At 54.2% G+C, this 19,866-nt stretch carries 20 protein-coding genes; 5 read left to right on the top strand and 15 right to left on the bottom strand.

Annotated features, from left to right (window positions below; genetic code table 11):
• Nucleotides 1-44: 44 nt before the first annotated feature.
• The 12 genes from ACIQW9_RS12920 to ACIQW9_RS12865 form a co-directional block, all read right to left on the bottom strand.
• Nucleotides 45-443: a gamma-glutamylcyclotransferase family protein gene (locus ACIQW9_RS12920; protein WP_402337506.1), complete on the bottom strand. Its 399-nt coding sequence runs from the start codon at nucleotides 441-443 to the stop codon at nucleotides 45-47.
• A gap of 176 nt (nucleotides 444-619) precedes the next feature.
• Nucleotides 620-1,396: a GntR family transcriptional regulator gene (locus tag ACIQW9_RS12915; RefSeq protein WP_402337503.1), complete on the bottom strand. Its 777-nt coding sequence runs from the start codon at nucleotides 1,394-1,396 to the stop codon at nucleotides 620-622.
• Between the two features lie 19 nt (nucleotides 1,397-1,415).
• Entirely contained in the window at nucleotides 1,416-2,336 is a 921-nt protein-coding gene (locus tag ACIQW9_RS12910) for an ACP S-malonyltransferase (RefSeq protein ID WP_402337501.1), read from the bottom strand.
• A complete protein-coding gene (gene mdcB, locus ACIQW9_RS12905; protein ID WP_402337498.1) occupies nucleotides 2,333-3,202 on the bottom strand; it encodes a triphosphoribosyl-dephospho-CoA synthase MdcB in 870 nt (289 codons plus the stop codon). Before mdcB ends, ACIQW9_RS12910 begins: the two co-directional genes overlap by 4 nt.
• Nucleotides 3,178-3,864, bottom strand: coding sequence for a malonate decarboxylase holo-[acyl-carrier-protein] synthase (mdcG, locus tag ACIQW9_RS12900; RefSeq protein ID WP_402337496.1), 687 nt, complete (start codon nucleotides 3,862-3,864; stop codon nucleotides 3,178-3,180). The genes mdcB and mdcG overlap by 25 nt, the downstream gene beginning before the upstream one ends.
• A gap of 7 nt (nucleotides 3,865-3,871) precedes the next feature.
• Nucleotides 3,872-4,573: a biotin-independent malonate decarboxylase subunit gamma gene (locus tag ACIQW9_RS12895; RefSeq protein ID WP_402337493.1), complete on the bottom strand. Its 702-nt coding sequence runs from the start codon at nucleotides 4,571-4,573 to the stop codon at nucleotides 3,872-3,874.
• On the bottom strand, nucleotides 4,566-5,465 hold the full coding sequence (locus ACIQW9_RS12890; protein WP_402337490.1) for a biotin-independent malonate decarboxylase subunit beta: 900 nt from the start codon (nucleotides 5,463-5,465) through the stop codon (nucleotides 4,566-4,568). Before ACIQW9_RS12890 ends, ACIQW9_RS12895 begins: the two co-directional genes overlap by 8 nt.
• Entirely contained in the window at nucleotides 5,462-5,776 is a 315-nt protein-coding gene (gene mdcC / locus ACIQW9_RS12885) for a malonate decarboxylase acyl carrier protein (protein WP_402337487.1), read from the bottom strand. Before mdcC ends, ACIQW9_RS12890 begins: the two co-directional genes overlap by 4 nt.
• Nucleotides 5,777-5,782: 6 nt before the next feature.
• Nucleotides 5,783-7,441 (bottom strand): malonate decarboxylase subunit alpha, encoded by a 1,659-nt coding sequence (gene mdcA, locus ACIQW9_RS12880; protein WP_402337484.1) that lies wholly within the window; start codon nucleotides 7,439-7,441, stop codon nucleotides 5,783-5,785.
• Nucleotides 7,438-8,946, bottom strand: coding sequence for a tripartite tricarboxylate transporter permease (locus ACIQW9_RS12875; protein WP_402337482.1), 1,509 nt, complete (start codon nucleotides 8,944-8,946; stop codon nucleotides 7,438-7,440). The genes mdcA and ACIQW9_RS12875 overlap by 4 nt, the downstream gene beginning before the upstream one ends.
• Before the next feature lie 34 nt (nucleotides 8,947-8,980).
• Nucleotides 8,981-9,487, bottom strand: a complete 507-nt coding sequence (locus tag ACIQW9_RS12870; RefSeq protein ID WP_402337479.1) for a tripartite tricarboxylate transporter TctB family protein — start codon at nucleotides 9,485-9,487, stop codon at nucleotides 8,981-8,983.
• A gap of 15 nt (nucleotides 9,488-9,502) precedes the next feature.
• A complete protein-coding gene (locus ACIQW9_RS12865) occupies nucleotides 9,503-10,507 on the bottom strand; it encodes a Bug family tripartite tricarboxylate transporter substrate binding protein (RefSeq protein ID WP_402337476.1) in 1,005 nt (334 codons plus the stop codon).
• Between the two features lie 649 nt (nucleotides 10,508-11,156).
• Between ACIQW9_RS12865 and ACIQW9_RS12860 the strand changes: the two genes are divergently transcribed.
• The 5 genes from ACIQW9_RS12860 (at nucleotide 11,157) to ACIQW9_RS12840 (ending at nucleotide 15,887) form a co-directional block, all read left to right on the top strand.
• Nucleotides 11,157-12,437, top strand: coding sequence for an ABC transporter substrate-binding protein (locus tag ACIQW9_RS12860; protein WP_402337474.1), 1,281 nt, complete (start codon nucleotides 11,157-11,159; stop codon nucleotides 12,435-12,437).
• A gap of 69 nt (nucleotides 12,438-12,506) precedes the next feature.
• Nucleotides 12,507-13,388, top strand: a complete 882-nt coding sequence (locus tag ACIQW9_RS12855) for a branched-chain amino acid ABC transporter permease (protein ID WP_402337471.1) — start codon at nucleotides 12,507-12,509, stop codon at nucleotides 13,386-13,388.
• Nucleotides 13,385-14,416, top strand: a complete 1,032-nt coding sequence (locus ACIQW9_RS12850; protein ID WP_402337468.1) for a branched-chain amino acid ABC transporter permease — start codon at nucleotides 13,385-13,387, stop codon at nucleotides 14,414-14,416. The genes ACIQW9_RS12855 and ACIQW9_RS12850 overlap by 4 nt, the downstream gene beginning before the upstream one ends.
• Nucleotides 14,413-15,180, top strand: a complete 768-nt coding sequence (locus tag ACIQW9_RS12845) for an ABC transporter ATP-binding protein (protein ID WP_402337465.1) — start codon at nucleotides 14,413-14,415, stop codon at nucleotides 15,178-15,180. The genes ACIQW9_RS12850 and ACIQW9_RS12845 overlap by 4 nt, the downstream gene beginning before the upstream one ends.
• On the top strand, nucleotides 15,180-15,887 hold the full coding sequence (locus ACIQW9_RS12840) for an ABC transporter ATP-binding protein (protein ID WP_402337462.1): 708 nt from the start codon (nucleotides 15,180-15,182) through the stop codon (nucleotides 15,885-15,887). The genes ACIQW9_RS12845 and ACIQW9_RS12840 overlap by 1 nt, the downstream gene beginning before the upstream one ends.
• Nucleotides 15,888-16,133: 246 nt before the next feature.
• Here ACIQW9_RS12840 and ACIQW9_RS12835 read toward each other — a convergent pair whose 3' ends face one another.
• The 3 genes from ACIQW9_RS12835 to ACIQW9_RS12825 all read right to left on the bottom strand — a co-directional run bounded on the left by ACIQW9_RS12835 (nucleotide 16,134) and on the right by ACIQW9_RS12825 (nucleotide 19,866).
• The gene (locus ACIQW9_RS12835) at nucleotides 16,134-16,907 is read right to left on the bottom strand and encodes a GntR family transcriptional regulator (RefSeq protein WP_402337459.1); all 774 of its coding nucleotides are present in this window, start codon (nucleotides 16,905-16,907) and stop codon (nucleotides 16,134-16,136) included.
• 191 nt (nucleotides 16,908-17,098) lie between these two features.
• The gene (locus ACIQW9_RS12830; RefSeq protein WP_402337457.1) at nucleotides 17,099-18,481 is read right to left on the bottom strand and encodes an MFS transporter; all 1,383 of its coding nucleotides are present in this window, start codon (nucleotides 18,479-18,481) and stop codon (nucleotides 17,099-17,101) included.
• Between the two features lie 146 nt (nucleotides 18,482-18,627).
• Entirely contained in the window at nucleotides 18,628-19,866 is a 1,239-nt protein-coding gene (locus tag ACIQW9_RS12825) for an iron-containing alcohol dehydrogenase (protein WP_402337454.1), read from the bottom strand.

The following is a 19,866-nucleotide window of genomic DNA, read 5'->3' as shown; positions in this document are numbered from 1 at the left end:
GAATTGGAATAAACGTAGACGGAATTATACTGGCTAGCCAGCGTTCATCCGCCCAATTTGTCGCTGCAATATGCGTCTATGAAGCGTGATATCTGGAAGGCCTGCGGCTCCCACGACAAGCTGGAAAGCCGCTCTTCCTCCATAAATATGTAAGTACACGCTACCACGTTTTCCTCTGATTTTATTACAACATCAATCAGGGCGCGACGATATTCGCTGCCCTCGAATGCATCCAGCGCAGCGACGTCCTGCGCAGTGACATCTAAGTAAAGCACGCCTTCAACGGCAGCTTTTGGACAGACGATCATGCCGGGATAAGTATCGTCGGTCAGCACATAACGTACATAACCGTGCGCAGTAGCAGGTGTGGAACGGTAATCACCGCGCACGATGCGTTGCCAGATTTCCGGGAACATCAGGGAACCGTAGGTAAAAATATGCATAGGGACGAACACGCTAATAAATTGCCGGATAAGTGGCACGAGCGGAAAACCGCCGCCAACTTTTGATTGGATATTCTAAGGGAAGGGCCGTTTACAGTGTGGCGGCCGAAGCGCGGCAAGAACAAAGAAGAAAAACAATGGTACATGCAGGACAATCCGCATGTACCCGCATGCGCTTAATGAGCAGATAGATCCGACTGCATGGTTTCATGGTCGGCCAGCACACCTTCCTGGTCCGCCACTTTTCTGGCCAGTGCTTCTGCGCTATCAACCAGGCGCTCGGTCGCTTCGGTCACCAGGTTCACCTTGCCATCAGCTATCGCTTCGGCCACGCCCGCATGCAAGAGTGCAGTGACCGACAGGTAGTCATACGTTTTGTAGTGGCAAAACCAGAAGCGCCGTGACAAGCCCTGGATAGAACGCAAGCTGCCGGTAAGGAATTCATTGCGCGCGCAATTCAGGCACAGTTCATTGAACTCCTTATCGCAACGGATGAAGAGCATTTTGTCTGCAGCTTCCGCCGAACGGCGGAAATTCTCACCCAGCAATACAAACTGGCGGCGCTGTTCCGGTGTCGCACGTCGCGCTGCATTCTGGAAAACCAGCCGGTCTATTTCACGCCGCACTTCCAGCAAACGTAATTGCGCAACCGGATCGATCTCGGTCACATAGATGCCGCGCTTAGGCTTTACCACCAGCAGATGCTCGAAACACAACTTGCGTACCGCCTCGCGCACCGGCGTACGGCCGAAACCGGCCACCTCGCTGAGGAAAGCTTCATTCACATCGCTGCCCGGCTGAATTTCCATCGTGACGATAGCTTCCTCTATACGCAGGTAAGCGCGCTCGGATGAGCTCGCGACCGAAGGACGCGGCGACCGCAAAGGTTGACGCACTGGCGTGAAATCCGAACCGGCAGGAACAACTTTGGAAGATGTATGATTAATCGACATGTGTATTTTTTCTATGATTTTATGTTGTAGCAAGTCGTGTCTCTACCCAGTTTACAATGCCGTCCAGGGTACGAAAATCTTCTACCGAACGCGCCTCTACCGCCACGTTCAGTTCATCAAACATACGGCTCAGCGTACGCCCGGGACCCAGTTCCAGCACCACGGTGACGCCGCGCTCCAGCGTCGTGTTCATGCAGTCTTGCCAGCGTACCGGTTCGGCGATCTGCGCCGACAAGGTATCCGCTATCGTCCGCTCCGACTCGGACAAACCATTGATGCCGGCCAGCACCGGTGCCACCAACGCATGTGCGGGCGTGACTTTCAATAAGTGATGGAAAGGCTGCACCGCACTACGCATGAATGAAGTATGCGATGGAATCGCCACATCCAGCGCCTTGCACCAATGACCGTCCGTCGTAATTGCAAGCAGCGCTGATTCAATGTCATCACGCACGCCACCCAGTACGAAATGGTCTTCACTATTGATAATGGCCAATTCCAGGTGGTAGCGTTTGCATATGCCATCTATCTCCGCCATACCCAAACCCTTGATCGCCAGCATGCCGGCATTCTTCGGCGCGACCTGATCCATCAACAATGCGCGTTGCGGCACCAGCAGTCCCAACTCCTTCACCTTCCACGCTCCGGCGCAACCATAAGCAGCCAGTTCACCCACGCTATAACCGATGAACAACTCCGGTTGCGGCAAACGTTCCTGCAATGCGGTCCACGTTGCAATCGCAGCGCCGCATATCAATAGCTGCGCATTGCGATTGCTGAATAAATCTTCACCACTAGTAGCCAGTGCGACAACATCCACACCCGTCGCCGCAGCATATTCTGCCAGCCAGTCACGCGCCGCGTCCGACTGCAAGGCGAAATCGAACATCTGCGGATGTTGCGCACCTTGTCCCGGACAAGCTATCGCCAAGCCGCTCACGTGTGCACCGATCTTTCCGTCATGGCTGCAACAAACAATGTTGCAGCCAGCAAGTCAGCCGAACCACCCGGACTCAAACGCCGTGCGACAAATTCATTGTGTATCTGCACTGCACGTTGTTGCCAATCGGCAGCGAAGACACCACCTTCGGCCAGGAAGGAAATCGCTGAATTACGCGCATAGTGCAAACCCTCGATACCGGCACGATGCAAGAGATTGGTATCCTCCAGCGCAGCCATGATCGCGAAAAAAGCCTGGCAACGGGCTGCAACGACACTGCCACCTGCATGACGTATCGCAACCAAGGCTGGTAAGCCTATCTTGAAGACGTGGGGAAAACCCGCTACAGCTTCCCCGCGCGCGCCACCCACCGCATACTTGCGGCACACCAGGTTGCCATGACTAGAACGCCTGTCCTTGCTGTCCGCCAATTTGATATCTGCACCCCAGCTATCGACGACCACCTGCGCCACCTCGGCAGGTGTCGCTGTAACGCTCACCTTACCCAAAGCGGCACATAACAAGCCGAGGTTGAAAATGGCACCGCGATGCGTATTGACGCCCGCAGTGGCGCGCAACATCGTGGCTTCTGCCGCCAGGCCGAGTGCCGTCAGTTCCGCAAAATCGGCACCGTATACTCCAGCCTGATAAATCGCGGCGAAGTAATGACGCAAACTAAACAGGCTTTTGACAAAGGTCGCCGCTTGCATATCATCGTGGCTGCCGTTGTCTGTCTTGCTGACCAGACCCGGCTTCGGATACAGACACATCTCGTCATATAAAGCACGAACCGCCGCACGCGCAACCTGCTGCGTACGGAGATGATGTGTAGTGTTTGCTATCAATGCCATGCCGATTGCTTCCATACTGATTCCAGCGTTGCCAGCGTGGCACCTTCTGCGCTCTTGACCATCACCAGACGCGTATTCGCCAGCAACTCTTTCCATGCAACAGCACGACCGTCCGGAAAAATCATTTCTCCATCCAGCCGCACGCACCCTTCTTTTTCTGCGGCTTCCAGCAAACGCAACCCGGCATGTGCCTGTTCAAGCGAAGCCGGCTCCAGCAGAAAATCAATATCCGAGTTATCTGCCAGATAGCGGGTGCCGGTCGCACATTGCCAGGCCAGCGAGCCGTAGATGCGCAAGGTCAAACCCAGTTGTGCCGCATCCGCTTGCAAATGCATCAGCGTGTCGTACCAACCGCTGGGCAAAGGGGTTTGCTGCGACAAGGCTTCCACCAGACTCAGCGCATCAGTCGTTTCCCGCACCATCGACGGCGGCACACAAAAAGCCAACGAACGCGGATTCTCGGTACGTGGCATGCGCAAACCCAGTTGCACCATGCCAGGCCGGTCGCCGGGTTGCCGGCTGCGCGCGACGAAGGGCAAGCCATGCGCTGCATGCTGCTGAATAGCAGTCATCCCGACGCCATCCTGCATATGTATGAGTTCAACCGCTTCCGGCCAGTTAAGCCAGACACGCGCATGACGCTTGAGCACGAATGCAGATGGTTGCGGCGCAATCATGTGAGCCTCAATGCTCGCGTACCAGTCGGGCTATCCGTGCCGCACCGGTACGGCCACCACGGCTTGCTCCCAGCTCACGTCGCTTGTCCAGATTGTTTTTCTTCGCCAATGCAGTCAGCAAGCATTGGTCCAGCGGGCCTTCCCAGATTTCTTCTACGGCACCCAATGCAACAAAATTATGCGCACCCGGGCCAAGGATAGGTGACGTACGGCACAAGGCTTCCAGTTCTTCTAATGGCAGCTTGGTGATGCGCGACATGGCAGGTAAGGCCATCACGCGTATCTGTGCACCGGGCACTGCATACGTTTCATCTGCAATCATGCCGAGCGAGAGGAAGCCGCCGCTGACCGCTTCGCTATACACCACGCTCAGTAATTGATGACCACGGGTACGCGCGACGGCAAAGCATTTCGCCAGATGCGCAAGGAAAGGACTGTTGCCCAATAATTCATCACGCCGCGACAACTGCTGCCCCTGCGTATCGACCAGCATCAGGATGGGCGCGCCGGGATGTTGATTCATGATGTCGATGACGGCCTCTGACAATTGCAAAGCAATATCGACACCGATGGCAGCATGATTCAAAGTACCGACCACTGCGACAGTTTCATTGCCTATGCGCCCTTGTCCTGTCACTACCTGGCCGTCCGCTTTTACCGTATGCCCTTGCGGGAACAATTGGTCGCATAATTCTTTCCACTCAAGCATGCTCCTCCCTCCGCACATGTGCGCTCATTTCCATGAACTCGGATATCTCTGCCAGAGATACGGTCTTGGTATCCGCGATACCAAGCTCTTGCCAGATCTGCGTCGCGTCGGCGCAATTGGAAAACCGCTGCATCCTTGTCTGCAAGGCTTGGTGTTCCTGCGTAACGCTTTCCAGGGTCAATGGCCGCGACGCATCGAGCAGGCTGACCGCCGCAGCGCGGAAGGCCTCGATATCGTCAGGCACAATCAGATCGGCATCGCCCATCAGGTAACGATGCTTGCCGCCCATGGTCCGCCAGACTAAAGCACGGTCGCGCGCATCGAACTCTTCCACGCCTTTCGCCGCTTCTATGACTTCAGGCCCCGAGACTGACAAGCGCCCCTCTTCTGAGATGATGATGTGATCGCAGCATTTGGCAACGATACCTATGCCGCCATAGCAACCGTTGGAACCACCTATCAAGACAATCACCGGAATACCGGCGTGCCTGACTTCAAACACGGCCCGCTGGATTTCCGAGATGGCAATTAAACCCGCATTCGCTTCATGCAAACGCACGCCGCCAGTATCTAGCAAAAGTAATACTGCAGCCGGACGTTGCAGCACTGCACGCTCTAGTAAGCCAGTCAACTTGGCGCCATGAATCTCGCCAACAGAACCTCCCATGAAAATTGGTTCCTGTGCGGCAATTAAAACCTTGGCGTTGCTCAACAATCCTTCGCCAATCACGATACCGTCATCGAATGCTACCGGTTGTCCAAGTACAGGTAAATGCGGGCTAAAGTGCCGTTCCGATGGCGGCAGAATTTCAACGAAGCTACCGGCGTCTAGCAGATTGGCAATACGCTGGCGAGCTGTACGTTCCAGAAAACTTTTATGCGCTCCTCTCATTGTTCGCTCCTGAATTCTGCCACTGCCTGCATCAGACGCAAGTTGACTACTGCGGGCGTTGCACCTGCATCATTGATGGTAATGACCAGGTTCGCAAGGCGATAACGTTCTGCACAACTGCGCGTGACGGCTTGCCAGGTTTCATCGAAGCCATGCACCGAGGTTTCAATCACGAACTTCACCTTGTCGTTCAGCTCTGCCGGTTCGAACAACACTTCGAGGTTGCCGGAACCGACGACACCGATCAGGCCGCTGCCTATGCTGCGATCCGGATTAGCACAAGGACCAACTTCAAATTCAAGTGTTTGCATATATGCCTACCAATTTCTGAATCTGTTGGGGGGTTGATAAAGATTGCCTGACCATCGGACCAAATCCTTCATGGATTTGGCAGCCAGTAAATCGCGCGTCGCCAATGACACATCGACGCCTATATCTTCAGGCCGTTGAATGATGCCGCGATCGCGCAGATTGTCGACGGCACGCTGGTCGCGCTTCATGCCGACTGCGGTAAAACCGGCGACGCCGCGCACCGCTTGCTCACGCTCTTGCGGATTGCTGCATTTATGCAAATGCGCAATGCCTTCTTCAGTCACGATTTGCGTGACGTCATCGCCGTAGATCATCACCGGCGGCAAGTCGAGCGAGAGGTCTTCCATCAGCTGCCATGCATCCAATTTTTCCGTGAAGGTCGGACTCATTTTTTCACGGAAAGATTCAACCATTTGCACCACCAGCTTGCGGCCGCGTGGCATGGTGGCACCGGTCGCGGCGGCCGATTCCTGGCCTGCCTTCAGCCATGGATAGCTGACATGGCGACGCGCACGCGATTCGGAACCGAAGTTGGGTGCGCCGCCAAAACCGGCAATACGATTCAGCGTGGCGGTCGAACTATTGCCTTGTGTATCGACTTGCAAAGTCGAGCCGATAAACAGGTCGGAATAATGACCAGCAATCTGACAAAACACACGATTGGAACGCATGCTGCCATCCGGCCCATTGAAGAAGACATCAGGACGCGCCCGTACATAATCTTCCATCCCCAGTTCAGAACCAGCGCAATGGATTCCTTTGACGAAACCGGATTCGATCGCCGGAATCAGGGTCGGGCAGGGATTGACCGTCATGTAATTACAGATCTTGCCGCGCAAGCCTAATGACTCGGCATAGGTCGGCAGGATCAGTTCAATCGCGGCGGTATCGAAACCGATGCCGTGATTCAGACGCGTCACTCCATACGGTGCATACAAACCCTTGATAACCATCATCGCCATCAGAATTTGTGTCTCGGTAATTTGTGCCGGATCGCGAGTGAAGATAGGTTCGATGTAATGCGGCTTCGGCGCTTGCACTACATACGATACCCAATCGCCCGGCACATCGACGCGCGGCACCTTGTCCACGATTTCATTGACTTGCGCGATGATGATACCGTTCTTGAAGGCGGTGCCTTCGGCGACTGCCGGTGTGTCTTCGGTATTCGGCCCGGTATACAAATTTCCATGAGCATCCGCACTTTGTGCCGCGATCAGCGAGACGCGTGGCGTCAAATCCATGAAGTAGCGACCATACAACTCAAGATAGGTATGGATTGCACCGATATTGATCTTTCCCGCCTTGATCAGGCGGGCCAGACGCACACCCTGATCACCTGAGTAACAGAAATCCAGGCGTGAAGCGACGCCACGTTCAAACACATCCAGATGCGAAGCCAAGGCTAGATTCGATTGAATGATGTGCAGATCATGCACAAGATTTGCATCAAGTTTGGACAAAGCCAATGCCAAAAAATCGGCATGCTTCTGATTATTGCCCTCAACGCAGACACGGTCGCCCGATTCGATCACCGCATGCAGTAAGGCCGCGATGTTTTCTGCAGCGACAACCTTCCCGTTGACATGCGGCGCACCGCGTTTCAGGCGCGCCGCCGTGTTACGTGCCAGCGTATCCCACTGAAAATCGGCAGGCATTCTCATGCTGTCACCTCCGACGATTTGGCCCGCCCGCCTAATAACCTGGAAATCAAAGGCCACACCAACGCAATCAGCGCCAATGTCGTAATACTGCCAACCAGGTAATTTGACCAGAAGATGCTCATATCACCATACGATAGCTTCATGGTTTGTCGGAACGCATCTTCAGCCTTGTCTCCCAATACCATTGCCAGCACCAACGGAGCCAGGGGGTAGTCGAGTTTCTTCAGTATGTAGCCAATCACACCGAACAGAATCATCAGCCAGACATCGAACACCGCGCTATGCGCGGTGTAAGCACCGATCGCACACAACAGGATGATGACGGGAGCCACGATGGTGAAGGGCACTCGCAGAATCGCAGCAAACAGTGGCACTGTACTCAAAACCACAATCAGACCGACCACATTGCCGAGATACATACTGGCAATCAAACCCCAGACGAAATCCTTCTGCTCGACGAATAGCATAGGGCCAGGTTGCAAACCCCACACCATCAGCCCACCCAGCAACACTGCTGCTGTCGCCGACCCCGGAATACCAAGTGCGAGCATAGGCAGCAATGCGGTAGTGCCAGATGCATGCGCTGCCGTTTCCGGTGCCAACACACCTTCCAGACTCCCCTTGCCGAACTGATCCTTCTCTTTCGAGAAACGCTGCGCAATACCGTAGCCCATGAAGGACGCGGCCGTCGCTCCGCCTGGTGTTACACCCATCCATGCACCGACAATAAAACTGCGAACTAGTGATGCCCAGTAACGCGGCAACTGACGCCATGTCTGTAATACCACCTTGAGATTGATGCCTGCCTGCTTGCCACGAAAAGCCAAGCCCTCTTCCATCGTCAGTAAAATCTCACCTATACCGAACAAGCCGATCACGACAATCAGAAAATCGATACCACGCAACAATTCATCTGTACCGAAAGTCATGCGCAATTCGCCCGTGATGGTATCCATGCCTATCGTTGCCAGACCAAAGCCAAGCATCATCACCAGTATCGTCTTTGCTGGCGAACCACCACCCATGCCGACAAAACTGCAAAAAGTGAGGAGATAAACAGCAAAAAATTCCGGCGGCCCGAATTTCAATGCAAACGAGGCAACTAAAGGAGCCAAGAATGTAATCAATACAACCGAGAAAAATGCGCCGATGAACGACCCGCTGAAAGCAGCTGTCAGCGCCTCTCCCGCTTTACCTTTCTGTGCCATTGGATAACCATCGAAGGTCGTTGCAACCGACCATGGCTCCCCTGGGATATTGAAGAGAATAGAAGTAATCGCACCACCGAACAAAGCCCCCCAGTACAGGCAAGACAGCAAAATGATGCCTGCAGTCGGCTCCATCGAAAACGTCAGCGGCAATAAAATTGCGACTCCGTTCGGCCCGCCCAATCCCGGTAATACACCAATCAGGATGCCCAACGTGACGCCTATGAACATCATTAAAATATGCTGTCCCGTAAGAGCGACAGAAAACCCGTGCATCAAATAACCCAACTCTTCCATGGATGTCTCCTTCTATGGATATTCTTTGGCGATATCAGTATCCGAATGCCGCCTCAAGTGGGCCCTTGATTAACGGAACCATGAATTGAATTTCGAACAGCCAGAAAACAGCTGCGCTGACTGCCAACCCAACGCAAGCTGATTTCAACCAACTATATTTTCCTAATATGCGCATGAATCCTGCAATCAGCAGAAATGCGGCAATGTACATACCAAGGAATTGCGCCACCGCGACGAAACCGAGTATTGGCACCAGAACTTGCAGTACTGGCTTGAGTTCGCCGCGTGTAACGAAGGACGAGTTTCCAAGAGCCTTGTTACGCACGCTGCCAAACATCACGAACACTGAGGCAATGCACATGATGAGGCCGATACGAAAAGGAAAATATCCCGATTTAGGTCCGCTGCTCCCCCAACCTGCACCTCGGTGGTAGCTGTCCCACATCAGCAGACCACCGGCTATCAGGAATGCCAGCGCACAGGCGAACTCCGCCACACCGTGTTTGACTAAAACACGGTCGTCTTTTTCATCGCTCTGCATTTTTATGTGCTCCGCTTATTGGGGCGCAGCAAGAAAGCCGGCTTTTTTCAGCAAGTCGTAATGCATATCTGCATCTGCCTGAAGGAATTTCTGCAATGCTGCGCCAGTCAGAAAGTTGTCCTTGAATGCATTGCGATTAGAAAATTCTTTCCACTCCGACGTGGCAACAATTTTCTTCATTTGATCTACGTAATAGGCAACCTGATCCGGTTTGACGCCAGACGGCAGGAATACACTACGCTGCATCAGGAAAGCCACGTCCAGACCAGCGGATTTACATGTAGGAATACTGGACCATGATTCTGTCGCAGTAACCTTGTCTGTTTGCGCCATAGGCTTGTCGTCGAATACACACAATGGACGCAATTGCCCGGCTCGCCATTGAGAGACGGCTTCTACTGGATTATTGACGGAAACATCAATGTGATTACCCACTAATTGCGTCGCCACATCGCCGCCGCCTTTGTATGGAATGTAATTAAAGCGTACGGCAGCAGCTTGTTCAATTGCAGAAAACAGCAGATTGTCCTCACGTTTAGAACCAGCACCACCGGCGCGAATCTCACCCGGTTTTGCCTTGGCAGCAGCTAACAGATCAGCCACCGTTTTATAAGGAGAAGTCGCGTTAACCCAAAGCACAAATTCATCCATCACCATATTGGCAACAGGTGTCATATCTTTCCACGTGAACGGAACATTCGCTGTCAATGGCAGCATGTACATGTGTGATGCCGATATTAGAATTTTATGCGGGTTGCCCGGCGACGTTTTTACATCGATAAACCCTTCAGCACCACCGGCACCGCCTTTTGCCATGACGATATAAGGCTTTGTAGCAAGTTTATGCTTGACCACGATACTCGACATCAATCGGGCCATTTGATCGGTACCGCTACCGCTGCCGGATGGCAATACCATTTCTACTGCCTTAGTCGGCTCCCAAGCGAATGCCGGGACGCAAAGCATAGTAGCTGCGACGACAGATAGCGATGCGCGTACGACGTTGAGGCGATTGAACATTTTTGTCTCCTAATATTTTTAGCCGCGCAAACTCGTGCTGCACGGTCTGGTTGGTGGCACTTTTTGTACCTGCTTGATATATTTATCTAATATATTAGTTGTGTCAATCTAATTCTTAGAGTTTTTAAATTTATTGCCGCGCAGCCGAAATACAACAAGTCTTTGGATTAAGAGCTCAGGCTTGGGAGCAGCTTGGCTTTTAGCCGAAAGTACCGGCCTCACTGGCAATGAACCACTCCCCAGATAGCGGCTATTTATACGCAGATCAGCATGCATAAGGCTTTGACGAGAACGGAGAAATACCGCGTATTAGTTAGTTGTCTTTACTTCCTGCCCGCCCGCTGTATTTTTCATACGCCGCAGCCAGCAAACGAAAAGCTAAAAAGGAACAAAGATCGGGCTGGCGCTGCACAGTCCGGCAAGTTAAAACCAGGCTCTATTCGCAACAGTTTTTCTCACAGCAAACGTGACTTGGGGAGGCGAAGCCAAAGAGGAGGGCAACTATCACAACATCTCAATATTTATTTCCACGAAGCAATTAAAACTACGCCTATTAAATAGATTGAGCATAGAAATATTTATGATATCTTAGCTGAACATAAATAATATATAAAACGTTTCGAGACCCATTTAAAACCCGGAGGAGACTATGAAAAAGCCCGTTTCATCAATTCAGCGTCGTACCGTTTTAAAAGCTGCAGGTGTCGGCATCGCGACCGGATTACTTGGCATGCCAGCCTTTGCACAAAACAAACCTTTGCGCGTCGGCATCATCGCCCCGCGTGGCGGCGTTGCCGGCACTATCGGCGAATGCGGTTTGCGCGGAGTGGAATGGACCACTGCCCGCATCAATGCCGCCGGCGGTATCGGCGGCCGCAAAGTCGAACTGGTGATTCAGGAAGAGACTTCCCCAAAAGACACGATCGACCGCTTCCGCAAACTGGTATTGCAAGAGAAAGTCGATTGCGTACAAGGCATCGTGTCATCCGGTGTCAGCCTTGCGCTGGCACCGGCAGCTGAAGATTCGCGCATGCCGACCATCTTCTGGGACGGCACGACACAGGACGGCGTAAAAGAAACCATGCCGAAGCCTAAGTATGTGTTCCGCAGCACCGACAACGAGTGCGAAGCGGTGATGGCCTCCTTGCTGGCAATCAAGCACTTCAAAGGCAAGTTCAAGCGCATCGCCTGCGTCAACCCTGATTACTCGTATGGCCGCAATACCTGGACCGCATTTCAGGCACTGCTGAAAAAATACGGCATCGAACACGAAGTAGTGTCCGAACAGTGGTCGAAGATCGGCAACCTCGATCTCACTTCCAACGTCGCCGCACTCAAGGCTGCCAAGCCCGACCTGATTTTTTCATCGCTGCTGTTCGCCGACTTGCCGGTCTTCATGAAACAAGCGCACAACGCCGGTTTGACTGAAGGCACGCACTTCGTTTTGCCGGCTGCCGGCTGGCAACACACTGCAATGAAAAAAGATTTCACGCCTGAAGGCATCGTCTGGGGTCACAACACCATGTACTTCGATGATCCGAAGGCATCGGCGACACAGAAGGAATTCGTCAAGTGGTATGCCGACAAGTACAAGGATTACCCGCACTGGGAAGCCGATCGCGCCTACTTCTCGATGATGGTCTACAAGGCCGGTGTCGAAAAAGCGCTGGCGGCGAAAAAATCCTGGCCGACCCCGGAAGAAATTTGTGCGGCCATCCCCGGCGTGCAAATTGAGTCGCTCGGCGGTAAAGGTGCAATGCGCGCCGACCATATCGCCAACCAGACTTTCCACCAGGGACTGTCGACCAACAAGAATAACTACGACTTCCCGACACTGGCGTCAGTTGAAACCATCTATTCAGACCAATTGCAGAAACCGACAGGTGCGGATTTCTGGGAATGGCTGAATACTGCAAACTTCAAGATCTAACCACCTGACAAAGAGAAGGGAACTTCCCTGACTGGTACGTAACTGTACTGGTCAGGGAGGGGTGTATCTATGGCTCCGTTTTTCAATATTCTTTTGGCCGGTGTGTTCCAGGCAGCTGTCTTGTTCCTGGTAGCGTCCGGCTTGCAACTTATCTTCGGCGTGCAGCGCATCATCAACCTGGCGTGCGGATCGATCTATGCACTCGGCGCATATTTCGGCATTTTCGTCACTTCATGGGCGCTCAGCAAGGGCTTGCCGGTTCATTTGTTTCCATTCGTATTGCTCGGCGCCGGTATCGTCATCGGCCTGATCGGCATTCCGCTGGAAAGACTGATCCGCACGATCTACGACCGCCCTGAATCCTTCCAGTTGCTGCTGACTTTCGCAGTGATGCTGATGTTCCAGGATGTATTGCGCTTCTTCTGGGGCGCCGACCCGCAGCAATTGCCTAACGTCTCGATGACCTTCGGCACCCTGTCTGCCTTCGGTGTCAGCATGCCTACTTATAACGTGATGGTGATTGCAGTCGCAGTCTCACTGGCGATAGGCATGGCTTACTTCCTCGGCAAAACCAAGACCGGAAAAATCCTGCGCGCCACTGCCGAAAATCGTGAAACCAGCGCAGCCATGGGCATTAACGTGACTCGTGTCTACGTGATGGTGTTCACACTCGGCACCATGCTCGGCACGATAGGCGGCGCACTGGTGATCCCGAATGCAGCCGCGTCGCTGGAAATGGGCGTCGAGCTGGTGGTCGAAGCATTTGCCGTGGTCGTGATCGGCGGCCTCGGCAGCATGAAGGGCGCCGCAGTCGGTGCGCTGATCGTCGGCCTGATACGCGCACTCAGCGCTATGTATTATCCGGAAGCTGAAATTCTGGCTATCTATGCAATTGTGTTGGCAGTCCTCATCTGGAAGCCGGCAGGTCTCTACGGAAAGGCGGAAGCATGAGAACCGATACCGTACACAGTGCGCCTATTACGGCGCCGGAAGAATTGGAATTCGTCGCGCCACCGGGCGTCTCGCGTGCCAAACTGATAGCCGGCGGCCTGGTCATTGCCGCCCTGGTGATCGCACCACTGGTCGTCAGCCAGTACTACATGACGCTGCTGATTCCCTTCTTCGCTTATGCAGTGATTCTGCTCGGCTTTAACCTGCTGTTCGGTTATGGCGGCCTGCTCTCTTTCGGCCATGCGCTCTTCATTGCAATCGGCGCGTATGCGGCGGCAGCTCTGGTGTCCAAAACCGGCATGGTGTCATTCGAGCTGATGCTGCTGACAGCAATCGTGGCATCGACCATCATCTCGATACCGATAGCCTGGTTGGCGAGTCGCTTTACCGGCATCTTCTTCGGTATGCTGACCTTGTCATTCGGCATGCTGTTCCACTCCTTTTTGAACAAGTTCTATTACATCACCGGCGGTGACAGCGGCATGCGCGTGCCGCGTCCGACCTTGTTCGGGATGGAACTGGATCAGTTCGACAAGACAGCTTTTCTCGGCGGTCCGTTCTATTACTACTGCCTGGTCATGATTTTGTTGCTGACGCTGGTGATGTGGCGCATCGTCCGTTCGCCGTATGGTATCCACCTGATGGCTTCGCGTGACAATGCCGTCAAGGCGCTCTACCTCGGCGTCAAGATACGCAGCGTGCGTGCAATTGCCTTCGTCATTTCAGCAGTCTATGCCTCTATCGGCGGCGTCATCCTCGGCGTCAATACCGGCCTTGCCGATCCTGAACTGGCTTACTGGACGCATTCCGGTCACCTCGTCTTCATGGCGGTACTCGGCGGCTATCAGGAATTCCTTGGCCCGGTATTGGGCGCCTTTGTCTTTATCCTGCTGCAGGATGAATTGTCTTCGCTGACGCAGTACTGGCGCTTCTTCCTCGGCGCGATCCTAGCGATCCTGGTGATAGTTCTGCCAGGCGGCATCATGGGTGCCATTCGTAAATTCAAGTCAAAGGGAGAGCAAGCATGAGTACCAACGATGTGCTGCTCCAGGCACAACAGATTTCACGCCACTATGGCGACTTCATCGCGCTCCACAATGTGGATCTGTCGGTTTCGCGCGGTGAATTCGTTTCGGTGGTCGGGCCTAATGGCGCCGGCAAAACCACGCTGGTCAATGTACTGACCGGCTTGCATCAGCCGACGACCGGCAATGTCCATTTCAATGGTTCCAACATCGCGGGTGTCGGTGCAGTTGATCTCGCGACACGTGGCCTGGCACGTGCCTTTCAACTCACGAGTATTTTCCCCGAGCTGACCGTGCGCGAAACAATTGCGGTCTCCGCCTGTTCTTATCTGAATATGCGCTGGAACGGTTTCGGCTCTCTGTTCGGCAGCCGCAAGGTTAACGATATCGTGGTGCGCACCGCTGACGCCTTTGGCCTGGCACCCTGGCTGGATACCAAAGGCGGTTCATTACCGCACGGTCGTCGCAAGCTGCTCGACGTTGCCAGCGCATTTGCACTGCATCCGAAAGTCATGCTGCTGGATGAGCCGACCGCAGGCGTTTCCACCGCCGACAAACACGGCGTCATGGAAACCTTGTTGCGTGCCGCCAAACACATGGGAATAGAAGCCATCATGCTGGTAGAACACGATATGGATCTGGTATCGCGCTATTCGACACGCATCATTGCCATGCAGGCCGGCAAGAAAATTGCCGATCTGCCGCGCGATGAATTTTTTGCCAATGAAGAAGTCATCTCCATCGTAGTCGGCAAAGGAGCGCACTGATGTCTCTTGCACTTGAAAACGTCAATGTCATCCTGGCCGGCAATCCGGTATTACGCGATATCTCGATGCACATCGAGCCGGGTGAACTGGTATGTCTGGTTGGGCGTAACGGTGCCGGCAAGTCCACCACTTTCCGCTCCATCATGGGCTTCCAGCCACTGAAGTCGGGTGCCATCAAATGGAAACGCAGCGCCATCAACGGCATGCAAACCCACAAGATCGTTGAACTCGGGCTCGGCTATACGCCGGAAGGCAGCGATGTGTTTGGCGACCTGACCGTCGAAGACAATATCGCACTGCCGACCTGGACCCGCAAATCGGCACGCAGCGCGCAGGAACGGATAAACGAAGCGTATGCGGTCTTCCCCAAGCTCAAGCAATACCTGCATCGCGGCGGCCAGCAGCTGTCGGGCGGCGAACGCAAGATGGTATCAATTGCGCGTGCGCTCGCGCTGGACCCGGAACTCTTGTTGCTGGATGAAGCCTTCGAAGGTTTGTCGCCAGCCATCATCCCGACCATCAGCGAGGGTTTGCAAAGCATCCTGAAGCAGGGGCGCGGCGTGTTGCTGGCCGAATCCAACTTCTATCACCTGCCACCGTTCGCCGATCGCCTGTATGTGATCGAACGCGGCGAGATCGTATTTGAAGGGACGCTGGCGCAAGCGGAAGCAGATGCGGCGACGATGAAGATCATCAAGGGAACCTGAGGCCGCTCATGCCGGCAAATTGGCAACGATGTAGATGTAAAAAAGGGCTGCAGATGCAGCCCTTTTTATTTGTCCAGCGTAGTCGCCCAGATTGCTGAATAACATCAGCGAACCATAAGCAAAGATATGCAACGAGGATTTGATAGGCAATCGGGAGCAGGGCCACACTCAGCAAGTACCGGTAAGCACTCGACTGCATATGCCAGGAGAAAGCTCGGCTCGCAGCAGCCGAGCCGATGCGGGCGTTCAACCTGGTATCGGCTCGCCCAGCATAGGCAAACCGGGTTCCGGAATAATGATGCCGCATGCCGAAGCGACCCTTTTTGCCAGCAACTCTGCATTATCGACCAGGTGCTTGGCCGATTCTGCGACCAGCTGCGGCTTGCCGTTGGCGATCACTGCGGCGACGCCCGCACTTAACAGGCCGGTAGTCGACAGGAAATCGAATTCGGCCTGATACCGGTACCAGAAGCGACGCGACAAGCCTTGAGTCGAACGCAGGCACACGGCGAGGAATTCATTTTCTGCGCAGCGCAGACACAATTCCTTCAGTTCCTTGTCGCGCCGCATCAATTCCAGCGCATCGTCATTCTTGACGGCCTGTTTGAATTGTTCGCTCAGCTGCCAGAATTGATGGCGCTGCTCGGGGCTGGCGCGCAGAGCTACACACTGAAATACGATGCGATCGATTTCGCGCCGCACTTCTATCAAACGTAGTTGCGCCAGCGTATCGATCTCGGTGACATAAATGCCGTTTTTTGGCTTGATCACCAGCAGATGTTCCAGCGCCAACTTGCGGATCGCTTCGCGCACTGCAGTCCGGCTAAAGCCGCTCATCTCGATCAGAAAAGCTTCGCTGATAGTGGAACCCGGCGCAATTTGCAGCGTGACAATGGCTGCTTCAATCACGCGATAGGCGCGCTCGCCGGCGCGCCCCAGTGAAGGACGTGGCGATGTCAGACGTGCACGTGGGATCGATGGCGTCACGCGCCGACGCGATTTTACAGATACGGTTTGCATGTAAGCTGCCTCCATGACGAGCTATTCCATCTGAAGTAATGTAATCGCAAACTATGTGCACAAGCATATATGCGCCCATCTACCCCTGATGGACTAAAAGGCCCGTCGCCGGGCCTTTTAGAGTGAGATGCTTGGTCTTCGAATCGAAGCCTATCCAAATAGGTTTTCAGCTCGATTCTTCAGTTCACTTATCAGCCCGATACATCTTCCAGCGACTTGCCTTTGGTTTCAGTACCCAATGCAATCACGACGAAAGCCGCGATCATGAAGGACGCTGCGCCCAGGGTAAATACGCCGGTATGTCCGGTAAATGGCAGGATCACGCCAACTGCCAAAGGTCCCAGCAAGGAACCGAGGCGACCAACCGACGAAGCAAAACCGGCACCGGTAGCACGCGAACGGGTTGGATACAGTTCCGGCGTGTAGGCATACAGTACCGACCACATACCGAACATGAAGAACTGCATGCACAGACCGGAAGCAATCAGTTGCGCAACCGGCGCTTGTGCAGACGCAGTCTGCCCGTACACATAAGCAGCACCTGCACTACCGACGAGCATCAGGACGCATGTCGGTTTGCGTCCCCACTTTTCCAGCAGCCAGGCCGAGAAGATAAAGCCCGGAATACCCGCCAGCGAAATATAAATCGTGTAAGTCACCGATTTGGTTACTTCATAGCCAGCCTGTTGCAGTAGTGCGCCGAGCCAGGTGGTCAGGCCGTAGTAACCGAGCAGCGCGAAGAACCACAAAGCCCACAACATGATCGTACGTTTTGCGTACACGCCGTGCCACAGCTCGGCAAACAGGGTGCGCTTGTCTCTCTTCAGCAAGGACGGCGCAGCTTGTTTGTTCGGCTCTGGCAATGCTAGCCCGCCGTTCGCCTTGATGACGTTCTTTTCCATCTTGCTGATGACTTTTTCCGCTTCTTCGTTGCGACCCACTTCTTCCAGCCAGCGTGGCGATTCAGGCACATAGCGACGAATCACGAACACAAAAGCGGCAGGTACAGACAAGGCGATGAAGATACCGCGCCAGCCGATCAACGGCAGCGTCAGGTAAGCCAGGATACCGGCGGCGATGAAGCCGAGCGGCCAGAAACCTTCCAGAATCGCGACGTATTTGCCACGGCTTTTCGCCGGCACGATTTCCGACACCATCGACAAGCCGATAGGAAATTCCATTCCCATGCCGAAGCCGAGAATCACGCGGAAAATCATCAATTGATCGACGTCTTGCGCAAATCCGCAGGCAAGACTACCGACGCCCCAGAAAACCATACTCCACTGAAATACCGGTTTACGGCCATATTTGTCGGCCAGCATCCCTGCAATCGCTGCACCGAGAAACATACCGAGAAAACTGGAGCTGGCTAACAAGCCGGCTTGCGCAGTAGACAAACCGAATTCGGCTTTGATTGAGCCGAGGACGAAGGTCATGATGCCCAGATCCATCGAATCGAAGAACCAGGCGGTTGCGATAATGCCAAATAGCGAACGCTGATAATTTGTCATTGGAAGTCGCTCAAGACGATTGGCGACGTTCGGGCGGAGGAAAGCTCCTGTAAATGCACCCATTGATAATGCTCCGTTAATACCGCTGTGCGGCTTGTTTGAATTTTTTGTGAGATTTAATTTATACCAACTAACATATTACATGAACTTTAGTAGGATTCAACATAACTATTAGTTGGCAAGTGCTGCTTTTTTGTTGTTACGCAGTCTTAATCGCCCAACTGTCCCAGCCAGGCGCGTTCGATAATGCTGGCATACGCAGCCGGTACGTCCGCTACCGGGAATGCCTTGGCCAGACGTGTTACAGCCAGCGCATCGGCGACCATGCCCGGCAATTGTTCGCGCGCGATACCGAAGGTTGCGAGCGTGGTCGGAATACCCAGATGCCCGATCAGCTCACGGATAACAACCGGCAATTCCTTGACCGCACGCGCTTCATCGCTATCCTTGATGCCGAACAGGCGCGCCACTTTCAGCAGCTCGTCATGACGCACCGAACGCATCGCATCCAGCACATACGGCAACATCACGGCATTGGTGCTGCCATGGGTTTCGTGCGTGATACCGGCCACTGCATAAGCAATGCCGTGCACTGCATTCAGACCGGCACCGCCATACGACAAGGCCGCGTAGTGGCTGGCGTACGCCATGCCGATACGCGCTTCGGTATCGCTGCCGTCGTCATAGGTGCGCACCAGATAGCGCGCACACAGATCGATCGCTTCATGCGCAAACATCATCGTCAGCGATGAGCGTCCGCTGTAGCCAGGATCGACCTGACCGCCGCGATCGAACTCGGCCGAGTCCAGCGTCAGATACGATTCCACTGCATGCGTCAATGCATCGACGCCGGAATCGGCGGTCACGCGCGGCGGGCAAGTGTAAGTGTATTCAGGGTCGATCAAGGCAATCACAGGACGCAGCACGTTATCCATTACCGCGACCTTGGTGGCATTGGTCGGATCGATCAGGATTGCACCCGGCGTCGCTTCCGAACCGGTACCGGCGGTCGTTGGCAAGGCAATCAGCGGCAAGGCTTTCGGTGCATTTGGCAAGACGCCGATAAATTCGGCTACCGGTTTGCCATCCGGGATGGTGACGCACAAGGCCTTCGCCAAATCGATATTGCTGCCGCCGCCCAAAGCGATCACGTGATCCGGTTGCACCGCGCCGATTTGTGCGCGTATCAATGCGGTTGCCTCATCGCACAAGGTGGTGGTCGGGTCTGCCTTGCCGCCGTCGAATACGATGGTGGTAATGCCGAGCGCTTCTGCAGCTTCGATGTATTCGCGCACCCACGGGGTTTTTTCGCTAAAGAAAGTATCGGTGATGAATACACCCGAGCGATAACCGAGACGCGCCAGCAAGGCCGGCAATTGGGAACGCGTGCCGCAACCCAGTACGACGCGAGCCGGCGGACAAAAATGGATCTGATCATTACTTCTCAT

This window comes from Herminiimonas sp. NPDC097707, assembly GCF_044761395.1.
Taxonomy (GTDB): Bacteria; Pseudomonadota; Gammaproteobacteria; order Burkholderiales; family Burkholderiaceae_D; genus Oxalicibacterium.
The sequence above is the reverse complement of the archived record's forward strand: the minus strand, read 5'-3'. Positions and strand labels throughout refer to the sequence as shown.